General features: G+C 68.3%; 14 protein-coding genes. 9 read left to right on the forward strand and 5 right to left on the reverse strand.

Translation table 11 applies throughout. From position 1 onward, the window contains the following. Positions 1 to 164 precede the first annotated feature (164 nt). From flhA to ABB55_RS21060, 5 genes are all read left to right on the forward strand, one after another. Positions 165 to 2,306, forward strand: coding sequence for a flagellar biosynthesis protein FlhA (gene flhA / locus ABB55_RS21040; protein ID WP_054360563.1), 2,142 nt, complete (start codon positions 165 to 167; stop codon positions 2,304 to 2,306). Between the two features lie 76 nt (positions 2,307 to 2,382). Then, positions 2,383 to 2,616 carry an antitoxin gene (locus ABB55_RS21045; protein WP_054360564.1) on the forward strand — a complete coding sequence of 78 codons (234 nt, stop codon included), beginning with the start codon at positions 2,383 to 2,385 and terminating at the stop codon, positions 2,614 to 2,616. A gap of 184 nt (positions 2,617 to 2,800) precedes the next feature. After that, a complete protein-coding gene (locus tag ABB55_RS21050) occupies positions 2,801 to 3,928 on the forward strand; it encodes an iron-containing alcohol dehydrogenase (RefSeq protein WP_054360565.1) in 1,128 nt (375 codons plus the stop codon). A gap of 136 nt (positions 3,929 to 4,064) precedes the next feature. Then, positions 4,065 to 4,886 carry a MipA/OmpV family protein gene (locus ABB55_RS21055; RefSeq protein WP_054360566.1) on the forward strand — a complete coding sequence of 274 codons (822 nt, stop codon included), beginning with the start codon at positions 4,065 to 4,067 and terminating at the stop codon, positions 4,884 to 4,886. A gap of 401 nt (positions 4,887 to 5,287) precedes the next feature. Next, positions 5,288 to 5,971: a GNAT family N-acetyltransferase gene (locus ABB55_RS21060; RefSeq protein ID WP_244472088.1), complete on the forward strand. Its 684-nt coding sequence runs from the start codon at positions 5,288 to 5,290 to the stop codon at positions 5,969 to 5,971. Positions 5,972 to 5,983: 12 nt separating this feature from the next. On the opposite strand, the gene ABB55_RS21065 is transcribed toward ABB55_RS21060, so the two are convergent. Beyond that, the gene (locus ABB55_RS21065; RefSeq protein WP_054360567.1) at positions 5,984 to 6,991 is read right to left on the reverse strand and encodes a proline racemase family protein; all 1,008 of its coding nucleotides are present in this window, start codon (positions 6,989 to 6,991) and stop codon (positions 5,984 to 5,986) included. An 82-nt stretch (positions 6,992 to 7,073) separates the two neighbouring features. Here ABB55_RS21065 and ABB55_RS21070 point away from each other — a divergent pair, with 82 nt between their 5' ends. Further along, positions 7,074 to 7,877 (forward strand): sulfotransferase-like domain-containing protein, encoded by an 804-nt coding sequence (locus ABB55_RS21070; RefSeq protein WP_200912052.1) that lies wholly within the window; start codon positions 7,074 to 7,076, stop codon positions 7,875 to 7,877. A gap of 19 nt (positions 7,878 to 7,896) precedes the next feature. On the opposite strand, the gene ABB55_RS21075 is transcribed toward ABB55_RS21070, so the two are convergent. The 3 genes from ABB55_RS21075 to fliI all read right to left on the reverse strand — a co-directional run bounded on the left by ABB55_RS21075 (position 7,897) and on the right by fliI (position 12,118). After that, positions 7,897 to 9,858, reverse strand: coding sequence for a methyl-accepting chemotaxis protein (locus ABB55_RS21075; RefSeq protein WP_054360568.1), 1,962 nt, complete (start codon positions 9,856 to 9,858; stop codon positions 7,897 to 7,899). 278 nt (positions 9,859 to 10,136) lie between these two features. Then, the gene (locus ABB55_RS21080; protein WP_054360569.1) at positions 10,137 to 10,550 is read right to left on the reverse strand and encodes a flagellar export protein FliJ; all 414 of its coding nucleotides are present in this window, start codon (positions 10,548 to 10,550) and stop codon (positions 10,137 to 10,139) included. Between the two features lie 251 nt (positions 10,551 to 10,801). Then, entirely contained in the window at positions 10,802 to 12,118 is a 1,317-nt protein-coding gene (gene fliI, locus ABB55_RS21085) for a flagellar protein export ATPase FliI (protein ID WP_054360570.1), read from the reverse strand. Positions 12,119 to 12,120: 2 nt separating this feature from the next. Here fliI and ABB55_RS31310 point away from each other — a divergent pair, with 2 nt between their 5' ends. The 3 genes from ABB55_RS31310 to ABB55_RS21095 all read left to right on the forward strand — a co-directional run bounded on the left by ABB55_RS31310 (position 12,121) and on the right by ABB55_RS21095 (position 14,069). Further along, positions 12,121 to 12,165, forward strand: a complete 45-nt coding sequence (locus ABB55_RS31310; RefSeq protein ID WP_140941227.1) for a hypothetical protein — start codon at positions 12,121 to 12,123, stop codon at positions 12,163 to 12,165. A 338-nt stretch (positions 12,166 to 12,503) separates the two neighbouring features. After that, positions 12,504 to 13,211, forward strand: a complete 708-nt coding sequence (gene ctrA / locus ABB55_RS21090; protein ID WP_054360571.1) for a response regulator transcription factor CtrA — start codon at positions 12,504 to 12,506, stop codon at positions 13,209 to 13,211. Positions 13,212 to 13,391: 180 nt separating this feature from the next. Next, positions 13,392 to 14,069, forward strand: a complete 678-nt coding sequence (locus ABB55_RS21095; RefSeq protein ID WP_160321284.1) for an outer membrane protein — start codon at positions 13,392 to 13,394, stop codon at positions 14,067 to 14,069. A 249-nt stretch (positions 14,070 to 14,318) separates the two neighbouring features. Here ABB55_RS21095 and ABB55_RS21100 read toward each other — a convergent pair whose 3' ends face one another. Further along, positions 14,319 to 15,749: a class I adenylate-forming enzyme family protein gene (locus tag ABB55_RS21100; RefSeq protein WP_054360573.1), complete on the reverse strand. Its 1,431-nt coding sequence runs from the start codon at positions 15,747 to 15,749 to the stop codon at positions 14,319 to 14,321. Between the last annotated feature and the right edge of the window lie 30 nt (positions 15,750 to 15,779).

Genomic DNA, 15,779 nt, shown 5'->3' on the forward strand with positions numbered 1-15,779 from the left:
TCTTGGCGCCCCTTGAAACGATTGCCAGATCGATGGCGGGCGCGTCCGCGGCGCGGCGGATGCGCATGGCGACGTTAACCGTCCCTTAACCATAAACCCGGCATTTTTTGCCCAGCGCCGGGCGTCCCCACCGTTCGGCGCGGCCCCTGTCCGGAACCGCGCCCATGACCGACACGACCGCCGGCGAGCCCGCTTCCGCTCCGAAGGCATCGCCTCTCAAGATCCCCTCGATCGGCGAATTGCTCGGCCACGCCCGGCGCGGCGATATCGGCCTGGCCGTCGGCGTCATCGCCATCCTGATGGTGCTGATCGTCCCGCTGCCGCCATGGCTGCTCGATCTCGCCCTCGCCGTCTCGATCACGCTGTCGGTCCTCGTCCTGATGACCGGCCTGTTCATCCAGCATCCGCTGGAATTCTCCGCCTTCCCAACCGTTCTGCTGATCGCCACCATGCTGCGGCTGGCGCTCAATCTCGCCTCGACCCGGCTGATCCTGAGCCACGGTCACGAAGGCACCCATGCCGCCGGCCACGTCATCGAGGCCTTCGGCAACTTCGTGATGGGCGGCAATTTCGTCATCGGCATCATCGTCTTCGCGATCCTGCTGATCGTCAATTTCGTCGTCATCACCAAGGGTTCGGGCCGCATCGCCGAGGTCGCGGCGCGCTTCACCCTCGATGCCATGCCGGGCAAGCAGATGGCGATCGACGCCGACCTGTCGGCCGGTCTGATCGACGAGAAGACCGCCAAGCAGCGGCGCAAGGACCTGGAGGACGAATCGAGCTTCTTCGGCGCCATGGACGGCGCCTCGAAATTCGTGCGCGGCGACGCGGTGGCGGGCCTGCTGATCACCTTCATCAACGTGATCGGCGGCATCATCATCGGCGTCGTCCAGCAGGGCATCACCTTCAGCCAGGCCGGCCATTCCTACACCGTGCTGACCGTCGGCGACGGTCTGGTCACGCAGATCCCGGCCCTGATCGTCTCGACCGCCGCCGGCCTGCTGGTCTCCAAGGCCGGCGTCTCCGGCTCGGCCGACAAGGCGATCATGAAGCAGCTGTCGGGCTACCCGAAGGCGCTCGGCATGTCGTCGGCGGTGATGATCGCGCTCGCCATGCTGCCCGGCATGCCGACGCTGCCCTTCCTGCTGCTCGCCGGGACCGCCGGCTTCCTCGCCATGGTCTCCGACCGCAACCAGAAGGACAAGGCGACCCAGAGCGCCGCCGAGGCGCTGAAGGCGCAGGCCGCCGCCGCGCCGACCGCCCCGGTCGAGGAGCCGATCTCCGACGCGCTCAAGATGGACCATCTGCGCGTCGAACTCGGCTATGCGCTGCTGGCGCTGATCAACGGCCCGGACGGCGCCGACCGGCTGACCGACCAGATCAAGGCCCTGCGCCGGCAATTGGCCGCCGACATGGGCTTCGTCATGCCGCCCTGCCGCATCCTCGACAACGTGCAGCTGCAGCCGAACGAATACATCATCAAGATCAAGGAGGTGGAAGCCGGGCGCGGCACCATCTTCGCCAATCTGTTCATGCTCATGGACCCGGAGGGGCGGGCGATCGACCTGCCGGGCGTAAAGACGACCGAGCCGACCTTCGGGCTGCCGGCGACCTGGGTCGAGCCGGCGCTGCGCGAGGAGGCGGCGATCCGCGGCTATACGGTGGTCGATCCGGCGACGGTGCTGTCGACCCATCTGACCGAGATCCTGAAGGCCAACGTGGCCGAACTCCTCACCTATGCGGATGTGCAGAAGCTGCTCGCCGACCTGCCCAAGGACCAACACAAGCTGGTCGAGGACATCGTGCCGAGCCTGATCAACGTCTCCGGCATCCAGCGCGTGCTGCAGGCGCTGCTCAACGAGCGCATCTCGGTGCGCGATCTCTCCGGCATCCTGGAGGGCGTCGCCGAGGCGGTCGGCTTCACCCGGTCGGTGCAGGGCATCGCCGAGCATGTCCGCACCCGGCTGGCCCGTCAGATCTGCGCCTCCAACCTGTCGCCGGCCGGTTATCTGCCGCTGATCTCGATGTCGCCGGCCTGGGAACTGGCCTTCGCCGAGGCGCTGCACGGGGAGGGCGACGACAAGCATCTGGCCATGGCGCCGTCCAAGCTCGGCCAGTTCGTCGCGGCCGTGCGCGAGGCCTTCGAGGATGCCGCCCGCATGGGCGAGATCCCGGTCCTGCTGACCAGCCCGTCGATCCGCCCCCATGTCCGCTCGATCGTCGAACGCTTCCGCGCCCACACCGTCGTCATGAGCCAGGCCGAGGTCCACCCGCGCGTACGGCTGAAGACGGTCGGGACGGTGTAGCGGTCGGCGGGCTGGCCTGCTGCAGGCGTCGGTCGTATAGTCTCGGCACGATCGAACATTGCCAGAGGAGGCGGCCGTGACGACAGCCAAGCTGTTCTGGTCCGGGCACACCCAGGCCGTTCTGTTGCCGAAGGAGTTTCGCTTCGACGCCTCGGAGGTGCGGATCCGCCGGGATGGCAACGCCGTCGTCCTGGAGCCGGTCGAGGGCGGCTGGGACTGGCTCGATCGGATCGAGCCGTTCACCGACGATGCCGTCGCCGCGGCACTTGAAGAGGTGCCGGATCAATTTGCCGGTCAAGCTGTGGCCTGAAAACCTGGTTTTGATTTCCGCGAATGTGCGGGAGTTCTCCCGTGTGGACGGCCTTCGGCTCGAAGACTGGTCTCGAATGTGACGGCCTGTGCGGCCGCATTCCGCCTGTGCGCGGGCGGCTCTTGTCGCGGCGTGCCCGGCTTGCGAGAAACGCGCTCGTCGAGGAAACGCCCGCGAGAGGCCCATGTCCGCCATTCTGTATCTGACCACCATCGAATTCGGCGCCGGCGTCGTCGCCACATTGCCGGATCAGCTTGCCGCGCTCGGCGTGAAGCGGCCGCTGATCGTGTCCGACCGCGGGCTGGCGGCGACCGGGCTCGTGCAGCGGATTGCGGATCTGTGCGGCGGCGAGCCCGCGATCTTCCTCGACGTGCCGACCAATCCGACCGAAGCGGCCTGTCTGGCGGCGCTGGCGGTCTACCGGGCCGGGGATTGCGACGGCGTCGTGGCGGCGGGCGGCGGCTCGCCGATCGATCTCGCCAAGGGCGTCGCGCTGCTGGCGACCCATGCCGGCCCGCTCGAAACCTATGCGGCGATCCTCGGCGGCATCCCGAAGATCACCGCCGCGGTGGCGCCGGTCGTCGCCGTGCCGACCACGGCCGGGACGGGCTCCGAGGTCGGCCGGGCCGCGCTGATCACGCTGGAAGACGGGCGCAAGCTCGGCTTCATCTCGCCGCATCTGATCCCCAAGCGCGCGGTCTGCGATCCGGAACTGACCCTCGGCCTGCCGCCCTTCCTGACCGCCGCGACCGGGCTCGACGCGCTCTCCCACTGCATCGAGACCTTTCTCAGCCCGCGCTACAATCCGCCGGCCGAGGCGATCGCGCTCGATGGGGCCGGGCGGGTCTGGCGGCATATCGAGACGGCCGTGCGCAACGGCTCGGACCTGGAGGCGCGCACCGAGATGATGATGGGCGCGCTCGAGGGTGGGCTGACCTTCCAGAAGGGGCTCGGCGCCGTTCATGCGCTGTCGCATGCGCTCGGCGGGCTGAAGAGCCCCGTCCTGCATCACGGCACCCTCAACGCCATCCTGATGCCGACGGTCGTCCGCTTCAACGCCGCGGTCGCGGGTGCGAAGATCGCCCGGCTGGCCGCCGCGATGGGGCTCCCCGAGGGGGCGGACCTCGCGGCCGAACTGGATGCGCTCAACCGCCGGCTGGGCATCCCCGCCGGACTGGCGACGCTGGGCGTCACGCCCGACATCCTGCCGCGCATCGTCGAGGGCGCGCTCGCCGACCACAGCCACGCCACCAATCCGCGGCCGGCGACCGCCGAGGACTATCGGGCGATGCTCGACGCCGTCATGGTCTGAGCCGAAATCCGCGCTGCGCCGCCGCGAATGCCGGGCGGCGTGGCCTTCTTGCACTCGTGGCCGGAGGCCGGCTCGGATAGACTGTTGCCGATTGATTCCGATCGTCGATCGACAGCCGTCTCCGGGGAAGCCACGCATGCGTTTCTTTGCCGCCATCCTCGCCGCCGCCGCCGCGACCACCGGCCTGACCGGGCTCGCCGCGGCGCAGAGCGCCTTCCCGGCGCCGGGCGACGACCTGATCGTCACGCTCGGCGGCGGGCCGCGCGTTCAGCCGCAATACGAAGGCGCGCGCAACTACATGCTGTCGCCCTTCCCGATCGTCAGCGTCCGCTTCCTGATCAATCCGTTCACGGGCGAGCCGTCGAGCGAGTATGGCCTCGGCTTCGCACCGTCGTTCCGCTATATCGGCGCGCGCGACCGCAGCGTGGACAAGAAGCTTGCCGGTTTCCCGAAGGTCGATGCGGCCTACGAACTCGGCGGCGTGATCGACTATACGCTGCCCTTCGCGCGCGGCTATCTGGCCGTGCGCCAGGGCTTCGGCGGACATCACGGCCAGGTCGCGGATGTCGGCGTGGAAGGGATCTTCAAGCCCTTCGGCGGTCTGAAGATCGCCATCGGTCCGAAGCTGACCTTCGCCAGCAAGGAATACATGGAGACCTATTTCAGCGTCCCGCCGGACCGTTCCGGTCCGCCGACCCCGCCGCCGGATCCGTTCTCGCGCAAGAAGGGCGGCGGCGGCAAGGGCGGCTACCAGGCCGATGCCGGGCTGAACTCCTACGGCCCGAACCTGAAGGTCGACTATGACTTCACGCCGCAATGGACCGGCAAGTTCGAGGCGAACTACAGCCGTCTCGCCGGCGACGCCGCCGACAGCCCGCTCGTCCAGAAGATCGGCAGCCGCAACCAGATCACCGTCGGTTTCGGCCTCGCCTACCGCTTCGGCGTCGACTACCGCTGACGCCCCGATCACCGGACGCCCTCGGCGTCCGGTGCGTCGGCCAAGCGTGATCTGCCCGCCGTTCGGTGCCGGCAGCGCATCGAGTCGGTCTGGGCTTTGGGCATCGCGGGTGAACCGGCCGCAATCGAGCCGTCGACGGGGATCGGCCGCGGTTGCGCGGGCCTCAGGGTCTGCAAGCGGCCCCCGTGGCGCGAACGCTCGGCGTCGGTTCCCCGGTCTCTTTTGCTCGGCCTCATCGTTCGCTCGGTCTCGATGGGCGCCGGATCGGTCACCCGAGGGCGCATGCATTGCGGGCGGTGGACCGTAACCGGCCGCAGGCCGACATTCGGCCCGACCAGCGCCGGTGCATGGTCCGTCCGGACCGGCCGCCGGCCCGGCACAGATTTCTGGAGATGGCTGCCATGACAGCGACGACCCCGTCCGGCCGGGGGGCTCCCGACGATGCGGTCCATCGGCCCGAGACCTTGGCGGTCGCCACGGACGGCTATACCGATCTGCCGCCGGGCCTGCTCGCAACCCTCGTCACCTATCTGGAGATGACCGCGCCGCCGGCGCCGATGACTGCGGGCCGCCCGTTGCCCCCGGGCTTGGCGCTGCGGCGGGTCGAGCGGCCCGATCCGGCCTGGTACCGCATCCTCTACGACCGGATCGGCGAAGACTTGCTCTGGTTCTCGCGCCGGGCGATCAGCGTCGCTGAGCTTGCCGCCATCCTCCACGATCCCGCCGTCGAGGTCCATGCGCTGACCCGGGACGGTGCCGAGATCGGCCTCCTGGAACTGGACCGGCGCGTGGCCGGGGAGGTCGAGATCGTCTTTTTCGGGCTGGTGCCGGAGGCCGTCGGCGGCGGGATCGGGCGCTTCATGATGGACCGGTGCCTGGAACTTGCCTGGGCCGGCCCCGTGCCGCCGCGCCGGGTCTGGCTGCACACCTGCGCCTTCGACCATCCCGCCGCGCTCAGCTTCTACCAGCGCTCCGGCTTCCGGCCCTACCGGCTGGCCCTGGAGCTCGGTCCCGACCCGCGCCTGACCGGGGCGATGCCGCGCACGGCCGCGCCGCAGATCCCGCTGATCGAGCCGGAGGCCTGAGCCTGACGGGCCTCAGCGCACCAGAAAGCCGTCCGGGAACGGATCGTCGGCCTCGACCGTGAACACCGCGGACCCCGAATAGTGGGCCTTGCCGGCGACGCGCGCGGTCACGGCGGGCCGTCCGGCCAGGTCGGTCAGGGCTTCGATGGCGCCGGTGAATTCCGATCCGGTGATCGAGCGGAAGCGGCGGGTCTCGCCGAGGGCGAGGTCGCCGCGCGCCTGCATCAGCGCCACCCGGGCGGTCACGCCGGAGCCGGTCGGCGATCGGTCGACCTCGCGATCGGCGAAGACGCAGACATTGGTGGTCGGCCGGTGCCGGCCGTCGCCGCCGTCGGTCAGGATCGTGCCGTAAAGGAAGCCCAGGTCCGGTTCGAGCGGATGCTCGATCGTCATCTGCGCCTTGACGGCGGCCGAGACGGCGTCGGCCGCTTCGACCAGCTGCCCGGCGCGCGCTTCGAGCGTCAGGCCCAGCCGCTCGGCCGGCAGGAAGGCGTAGAAGGCGCCGCCATAGCCGATGTCGAGCGTGACCGGCCCGAAGCCCGGGACCGTCACGGTCGCGTCGAGGGCGGCCGCGAAGGCCGGCACGCTGACGAAGGAGACCGCGCCGGCACGTCCGTCGCGCACCTCGACATGGGCCGTGACCAGCCCGCACGGACATTGGATGCGCACGATCGTGACCGGCTCGACCGCCGGCACGATGCCGCGGTCGACCGCATAGCGGCCGAGCGCGATCACCGCATGGCCGCACATGGTCGAATAGCCCTCGTTGTGAATGAACAGGACGGCCATGTCAGCCTCGGGCAGATCGGGCTCGACCGGGATCACGCCGTACATGTCGTAGTGGCCGCGCGGCTCGAACATGATCAGCCGCCGGTAGCGGTCGAAATGCTCGCGGGCCTGGCGGCGCTTGTCGAGAATCGTGCGGCCTTCCAGGCGCGGATAGCCGCTCTCGACGATGCGCACGGCCTCCCCGCCGGTGTGCATCTCCGTGGTGGCGATGCGGATCGACGAATCCGACATGAAATCTCCTTCCGGTTCCGGCCGCGCAAGGATAGAGGAGAAGCGGGCGCCGTGGCGAGCGGTGCCGCGACCGGGAGGTTCGATGTCCGGGATCGTTCTGCCAGAGGCACCCGAGGATCTGAGCGAGGCGCCGCCGGCCATGCTGGCCGAGCTGGATGAGCCGGTGCGGATCGCCATGTGGTCCGGGCCGCGCAACATCTCGACGGCGATGATGCGCAGCTTCGGCAATCGGTTCGACACGGCCGCGGTCGACGAGCCCTTCTATGCGGCCTATCTGGCCCATACCGGGCTCGATCATCCGATGCGCGAAGAAGTGCTGGCGTCGCAGTCCAGGGATTGGCGCCAGGTGGTCAACCAATTGATCGGGCCGGTGCCGGACGAGAAGCCGGTCTTCTACCAGAAGCACATGACCCATCACATGCTGCCGGAATTCGGCCGCGGCTGGATCGATCAGGTCAAGAGCGCCTTTCTGATCCGGGCGCCCGAAAGCGTGCTCGCGTCCTATGTCGACAAGCGCGCCGAGGTCACCTTGCGGGATATCGGCTTCGTCGAGCAGTTCGAGATCTTCGAGCAGGTCGCCGAGCGGCTCGGCGAGGCGCCGCCGGTGGTCGATGCGGCGGATATTCTGGCGGATCCGCGCCGCACGCTGGCGGCGTTGTGCGATGCGCTGGCGATCCCGTTCCGGGACGAGATGCTGGCCTGGCCACCCGGGCGGCGGCGCGAGGACGGCGTCTGGGCGCCGGTCTGGTACCAGGCCGTGGAGGCGTCCACGGGCTTCGGTCCGCCGCGGGGGGCGGTCTCCTTCGATGCGCTTGCCGATCCGCTGAAGCCGATCGCCACCGTGGCCCGCACCTACTACGAAAAGATGCGGGCCTATCGTCTCTGAGTGCCGGCCCGCCGACCGTTCAGGCGGCTGCGGCGGTGAGAAGGGCGACCGGCAGGTCCTGGAGCTTGCGGTCGAAGCGGACCCCGACGCCGCTGCCGTCGACCCAGACGCAGCGGCCGGCGACATCGATGCCGGGCAAGTGCAGGGTGATCGGCGCGTCGACGGCCAGCCCGGCCGTGACGCCGAGCGAGCCGCCGGTCAGGCTCACGTCGCGCAGCATGACGCGCGTCCGCCGTCCCCCGATCGTGGCTTCGATCTCCCGATCGACCCGGTGGCGGACCAGCGACCGCCGGTCCTTCATGTCGTCCGAGATGGTGCCCAGGAAGGCGTCGATCCCGGACGAGAATTCCTGGACCAGGTCGAACAGGGAGCCGGAGGCCTGCTCGACCAGATCGACCTCCCGGCGTGCGCCGTGCACGATGTCGGAAACCTTGGCCGAGGTCTCGCGGGCGTCGCGGGTGCTGTCCGCCGCGCGGGTCGCGCCGGTGGCGATATGCGCCGTCGTCTCGCTCTGACGGACGGTCGCCGCGGCGATCTCGTCGTTCAGCTGCCGCACGGTCTGCACGGCATCGGAGATCTGGCTGATCGAGGTGACCACCGTGCCGGAGCATTGCTCGATGTCCTGCAGCAGCCGGGCGACCGAGGAGGCCGCCTTGGCGGTCTCCGAGGCCAGCGCCTTGACCTCGGCGGCAACGACCGCGAAGCCGCGACCGGCCTCGCCGGCGCGGGAGGCCTCGATGGTCGCATTCAGGCTGAGAAGGTTGGTCTGCCCCGCGATGCCGGTGATCGTGTCGAGGAAGGCGCCGATCTCGCTGGTGACGCGGGCGAGCCGCTGCACGTCCTGCTCGGCCGCACGGGCACCGTCGGCCGCCTTCTCGGTCAGGCGCTGCGCGTTGACCGCCTGCGCGGCGATCCGGTGCGTCGACTGCGACAGCTCGTCGGTGGCGTTGGCCACCGAACCGACGCTTTCGGCGGCGGCGGTGGAGGAGTTCAGGCCCGCGGAGGCTTCCCGTTCGGTGGTCGAGACCGTGGTGCGGAAGGCATTGGCGCAGTTGCGGACGACATGGGCCTCGCGATCGAGCATGATCTTGATCTGGTCGGAATCGCGCATGAACTTGAAGGCGAGTTCCTCCAGGCGGCTGCGACCGGTCTCCGCTTCCGTCCGGGCCCGGCTGAGATCGCCGACCAGCGACTGGCGTTCGGCCGCATTCTGGCGGAAAATAGCGACCGCCTTGCCCATGTCGACCAGTTCGTGGGTCCGGCCGGTTTCCGGGGCGCTGCGGCCATCGCCGCCCTCGGCGAGATCGCGCAGGGCGCCGGCGAAGCGGGCGATCGGTCCGACCAGATGGGCCTCCAGCAGCAGCGCGCATCCGGCCATCATGGCCAGCACGAGCAGGCCGAGGCCGCCGAGGAGCATCAGGTTGAACGAGACGGCGGCTTCCGTGGCCTTTTCGGTGCGCGCGCTGGACTCGTTGGACAGGGCGACCACCGTTTCGATCTTTTGCCGGTGTTCGGCATAGGCGGCCGCGATCGCCGGATAGGCGGCCCGCGCGGCGGCGGTATCGCCCTTGGCGAGGGCCGGCATGAAGCGGTCGAGAACCAGGGACCAGAAGGTCTCGGCGGGCCGATGGGCGTCGGTCAGGAGCGCGGCCTTCACGCGACCGTCGATATCCGTGCGGCTCCAATAGGCCCGGCGATCGTCGTATTCACGGCGCAATCTGGCGAGGTTGGCCCCGACATCGCCGGCCTCTGCCGGGGTGTTCAGGGCGACGTTCACGGCCAGATAGGCTTCGATGATGTAGAGCGGCGGCGGCAGCACGTCGGCGACGACGTCCTTGTCGTTGATGATCCGATCGTAAGCCGGCCCGCCGACGCGCACCGTCTCGATCGCGCGATAGCCGACCAGGAGGCAACCGATCAGCGTCGCCCCCATCACCAGACTGACGCAGCGAACATAGAACCGCGTCGATCGCAACTGCATGGCGAAGGGCCCCCAGAGATCGTGAGGCGCAGAGCCGCGAAGCCAGCGCCGAACTGAAAATGGAATTATTGAATATATTGGCCACCGGCCTTTCCGCTTCCTTAAGCGAGCTCACCTTTCGTAACCTTGTCCTGGTGGCCGGCGGGATGCGCGGCGGCATCAGGCGGTGCCCCGAATACGAAAAGCCCGCCGTGCCTGACCGCACGACGGGCTTCGCTTCCGGTGTGTCCAGCTTCCGGGGGTCCGGCAGCCACCAGAATTCAGAATTTCTTGGGAATTCAGCGCCCGAAGGCGTGGCGGCGGCCGGCCATGTCGTCGAGCGCTTCCTGCTCGACCTGGTCGCGGGCATCGCGGTCGCGCTGCTGATCGCGCTCTTCGATCAGCTCGACCTTCTTCAGGTCCTCGATCGCCTCGGCCAACTCGGCCTGCGCATCGGCCAGCTTCTCTTCGAGATCGCGCACCGACACTTTGAGATTGTCGCGGCGCTGCATGGCGGCGCGTGCGAAGGTCGGATAGGCGAAATGGGTCACGTCGTGAATGCCGACGCGGTTCTGCTCGATGACGATCTGATCGTCGAGGTCGCCGATCATGCGCATGAACTCGGCGATCATCATTTCCACCTGGGCCGCCTGGCGACGCTTTTCGTCGACCTGGAAGCGCCGGACCCGAATGAGGCTTTCACGGGACTTCATCACGCAATACTCCCTGGGACAACGGCCTGCCGATCGCCTCGTCGGGCCTTCGTCTCCCGTCACGCTCCAGCTCCGCCCGAGCGCGCTGCGGCGCGGCGGCGGGGCGGCCGTCCTCCAGCCGAGGAGGACAATAGGCGAGACCGGTTGCCAAATGGTGAGTCATCGGCATCGTTTCGGCATCCGTCCGGCGCGATGCTACGACTTCGCCGTGTGTTGTGTTCCTGCAACAGATGGCGGCAGGGCGGTCGGCCTCAGCTCGCCAGAATCTTGGCGATCTGATCGTAGCAGTCCGGCAGACGGGTCGATTCCTCCTTGCGCTGCGTCAGGAAGGCCTCGAACGGGCCGTTGAGAGCGATGGCGCGGTCGACCTCGGGGCTGGAGCCCTTGCGATAGGCGCCGAGCCGGATCAACTCCTCCATGTCCGCATAGGTCGCCATGAGGCGTTTTGCCTCGGTGATCAGCGGCCGGCGCGCTTCGGGAATCGCGCGCGGCATGGTGCGCGAGACCGACTTGAGCACGTTGACGGCCGGGTAGCGGCCGCGCTCGGCAATGGCGCGTTCCATGACGATATGGCCGTCCAGGATGCCGCGAACCGCGTCGGCGACCGGTTCGTTGTGATTGTCGCCCTCGACCAGCACGGTGAAGAGGCCGGTGATCGAGCCGCCGCCCGGGAAGCCCGGTCCGGCCCGCTCCAGGAGCCGCGGCAGCTCCGTGAAGACGGTCGGCGTGTAGCCCTTCGAGGTCGGCGGCTCGCCGGCGGCCAGGCCGATCTCGCGCTGCGCCATGGCGAAGCGGGTGACCGAGTCCATCAGGCACAGCACGTTGGCGCCCTGGTCGCGGAAATACTCCGCCGTCGTCAGGGTCAGATAGGCGGCCTGCCGGCGCATCAGGGCCGGCTCGTCCGAGGTTGCGACCACCACCACCGAACGGGCGAGGCCGGCCTCGCCCAGATCGTCCTCGATGAATTCCTGCACCTCGCGGCCGCGCTCGCCGACCAGCCCGATCACCGCCACGTCGCAGGCGGTGTAGCGGGCGAGCATCGACAGGAGCACGGACTTGCCGACGCCGGATCCGGCGAAGATGCCCATGCGCTGGCCGCGGCAGCAGGTCACGAAGGTATTGAGTGCACGCACGCCGAGATCGATCGGGTCGCCGACCCGGGTCCGGTCGGCGGCCGGCGGCGGATTGGCGCGCAGATGACGTGCCTCGGGGCCGAGAGCGAGCGGTCCCTTGCGGTCGATCGGCATGCCCATGGCGTCGACGATGCGGCCGAGCCAGGCCTCGGAGGGCCTGACGACCGCATCGGCGGCCTCGATCACGGCCCGGCAGCCGAGCCGCACGCCTTCCACCGATCCGAACGGCAGGAGTAGGGCGTGGCCGCCTTCGAAGCCGACCACCTCGGCCGGCACCGACGGGCGGGCCGAGCCGCTTTCGATCCGGAGGCGGGAGCCGACGCTCATGGCATGCAGCGGTCCGGCGACCTCGATCATCAGGCCGCGCACGCCGACGACCCGCCCGAAGGTCTCCAGTTCGCCGATTTCCGCGATTTCCCGGATGAGCGCTTCCACGGATGCTTCTTTCGGCAGACGTCGTTCCGACTCAGGCGGTTCAGTAACGGCTTATTAACGTCCTTCGTCAAACATTATGAACGAGCGTTCGATGTGGGGTCGATCGCAAAATATCGTCGGCGTTCGGCGGAGAGCTGATTCCGGAGAGTCGGTTAGCGGTGCTTCTTGAAGTGCCGCGTTAACCAGCAAACTCGCGGAAACACATTTTCCGTCAGACGCATGCGAAAAATTCCTGCACTGATCCCGCGCGCCGCTTGCCGCTACGAATCAAAATTTGTTAACCATTGGCCGGTACGCTACCGAGTCGGGGTTCACAGGTTCCTTCGCAGCGGTCGAACGGGGGCCGATGCGCCAAGCCCAGGATAGGCGACACGAGGGGATTGGCATGCGCGTACTGCTCATCGAAGACGACAGCGCGACTGCTCAGAGCATCGAATTGATGTTGAAGTCCGAAAACTTCAACGTTTACACGACGGATCTGGGTGAAGAAGGCATCGATCTCGGCAAATTGTACGATTACGACATCATTCTGCTGGATCTTAATCTTCCGGACATGTCCGGCTACGAGGTCCTCAGAACGCTGCGCGTTTCCAAGGTGAAGACGCCGATCCTGATCCTCTCCGGTCTCGCCGGCATCGAGGACAAGGTGCGCGGCCTCGGCTTTGGCGCGGACGACTACATGACCAAGCCGTTCCACAAGGACGAGCTGGTCGCCCGCATCCATGCCATCGTGCGCCGTTCCAAGGGCCATGCCCAGTCGATCATCCAGACCGGCGAACTGACCGTCAATCTCGACACCAAGACCGTCGAGGTGAACAGCCAGCGGGTGCATCTGACCGGCAAGGAATACCAGATGCTGGAGCTGCTTTCGCTCCGCAAGGGCACCACCCTGACCAAGGAGATGTTCCTCAATCATCTCTACGGCGGCATGGACGAGCCCGAACTCAAGATCATCGACGTGTTCATCTGCAAGCTGCGCAAGAAGCTTGCGAGCGCGACGGGCGGCAAGAACTACATCGAGACGGTGTGGGGCCGCGGCTACGTTCTGCGCGAGCCGGATGAAAACGACGTCTACTCCGAAAGCGTCGCCTGACATTTGGGCTGCCCCGCACACCGACGCCGACCCTCGCGGCCGTCACACGTCCAAACCCCGCCCTTCAGGCGGGGTTTTGCTTTGGGGAACGGCAGAAAAATGGCCCTGTGTTGCCCTTGCGGAATTGCGCGAGCCCGCGAACTCGATCATGAATCACGCATCGACATTTCGGGGGCAATCATGTTTCGAGCCGTGACGGGCGCTTTCATCGCTGTGCTGGCCGCGAGCTGCGGCAGCGCCACAGCCCAGGTGGCGACCCCCTTCAACTGGTCGGGTGTCTATGGCGGCGTCAGCGGCGGCTATGCCGCGCAGACCGGTCGGATGGACCAGACCACGCCCTTCTTCCTGCCGCCGGGCGAGCGCAAGCACAGCCTCGACGGCAAGGGCGCGAGCTTCGGCGGCTATGTCGGCTACAATTTCCTGGTCACGCCGATGATCCTCATCGGCGCGGAGGCGGAAGCGGCCACCATCCAGGGCTCGGCCAGCAAGAAGCTCTCGCAGTTCGGCGCCAAGATCGAGCAGGAGGGCCAGTGGACGGGGAGCCTGCGCGGCCGGGTCGGCCTCGTGCTCGACCGGACGCTGATCTACGCCAATGCCGGCGTCGCCTATTCGGACGCCAAGGCGACCGTCGAATGGACCCCGGTCGGGTCGCGCTGGACCTACAAGGCCGGAACCGGGCGCGTCCTCGGCCTCGGCATCGAGCAGGCGGTGACCAGCAACATCGTGCTCCGCCTGGAAGGGGCGGCCTACGATTTCGGCAGCGGCAAGGCGCATGCCTACGACAATATCGGCGGCTACGAGTTCAAGGGATCGCAGCAGTCGGTCTCCGTGCGCGGCGGCGTCGCCTACAAATTCTGATCCGCGCCGGCGGGTGCAGGTCCCGCGCGGGTCCGTCGGCTTTGGGTCGTGCCGACCTTCAATCCTTACCGCGCCCGGGCCTGACCCTGGCGCCTGCGTTTCGGGCGCTCCGGGCGCGCGGCCGCGTCATACCAACGGCCCAGGATGCTGACGCATCGGGCCGTTGAAGCAACGCGAATTTCTCATTTGCGTCAGAGGCATGAGAAATTCGCGTATCGAATACCGACGATCACTCCATGACCGTCGGCATCACGCCCCGAGCGCGGCCGCCGCCAATCGACGAACCTCGCCACGCGCGATCTTGCCGTTTTCCGTCCGGGGAATGGCCTTGACCGGTACGAAGCGATCGAAGGTCGCGCTGCGGACGTTGCGGGCAGCCCAGTCGGCAAGGGTCGCCTCCCGGTAGTCCGCCCCGGCGACGACGAGGGCGACGATGGCGGGCCGGCCGATGGCTGACGGCACGGCGACGACGGCGATGTCGGTGATGCCCGGTGCGCCCGCGAAGGCCGCCTCGATCGTCTCGGGGGCGGTCTTGGCGCCGCCGGAATTGATCAGGTGATCGGTCCGTCCGGTCAGGATCAGGAGCCCGTTGGCCTCGATGCGCGCCAGGTCGCCGGGGCGATGCCACCCGTCGGCGTCGAAGCCGAAGGCGGCCGGATCGGCATCGCCATAGGGGCGGGCGTCGGCCGGACTGCGGGTCCGGACGTGACCTTCGATCCCGGCCGCCACGGGCCGGTCCTGGTCGTCGACGATCTCGGTATCGGCCGTCGAGGCGATGAACCCCACCGCGCCGGGGACACGCAGCCGGTCGAGCGGCGCCCAGGCCATGGCGCCGGTCTCGGTCGATCCATAGACGCAGACCGCATTCTTGCAGAGATGCGCCATCACGGCCTCGGCGAGCGCGGGACTGAGCAGGCCGCCGCCGATCACCGCCATCGACAGGGCCGGCATCGGCGCCGGGCTGCGGCGCAGATCCTCGATCATCAGTTCCGCCGCGCGCGGAGAGGCGATCATGCCCTCCGCGCCGTAGAGCGCCGCCATCCGGATCGCCGCCCCGGTATCGGGCGGCAGCACCAGGCTCGCGCCGCAGGAGAGCGCCTCCAGCGCAAAGACCAGCCCGTAGGCGGTCGAAAGCCCGAGCAGGATCATCAGCCGGTCGACCGCCCGGTAGCCGATCGACAGGCGCACCACCTGCAGTCTTTCGCGCAACGACAGCGCCGTGAAGGCCAGCGGCTTCGGCGTGCCGGTGGTGCCGGAGGAGAAGACCACGCGGATCACCGCATCGTCCTCGAAGCGGACCGGCCGCGTCTCCGGCGCCAGATCGAACCAGCGCTCGGTCATGACCAGACAGCGATGGCGTGTTCGCGCCGACAGGTCCGTCTGGCCGATGACGGCCTTGAAGGCGACGCCGAGCCGGTCGATCGGATCCTGGCCGCCGAAGGCCGCGCCGATCGCGCCGAGATGGGCGAGCGCGCAGGACAGGATCAGGTTCCAGGACGGCAGGTCGATCTGGAAGCCGACCACGTCGCCGCGGCCGATGCCGGCTGCCGCCAGGGTCCTGGCGACGCCGCGGATGCCCTGGCCCATCATGCCGTAGGTGACGACCCGGTCCGACAGGATCAGAGCCGGCTTCTCCGGCCAGGTCTTCGCCTGGAACAGCACGTGCTCGTGGAAATTCACCGCGGCCCCTCCGATCGTCGTCCGACCGGG

This window comes from Prosthecodimorpha hirschii (genome assembly GCF_001305515.1).
GTDB classification, from domain to species: Bacteria; Pseudomonadota; Alphaproteobacteria; order Rhizobiales; family Ancalomicrobiaceae; genus Prosthecodimorpha; species Prosthecodimorpha hirschii.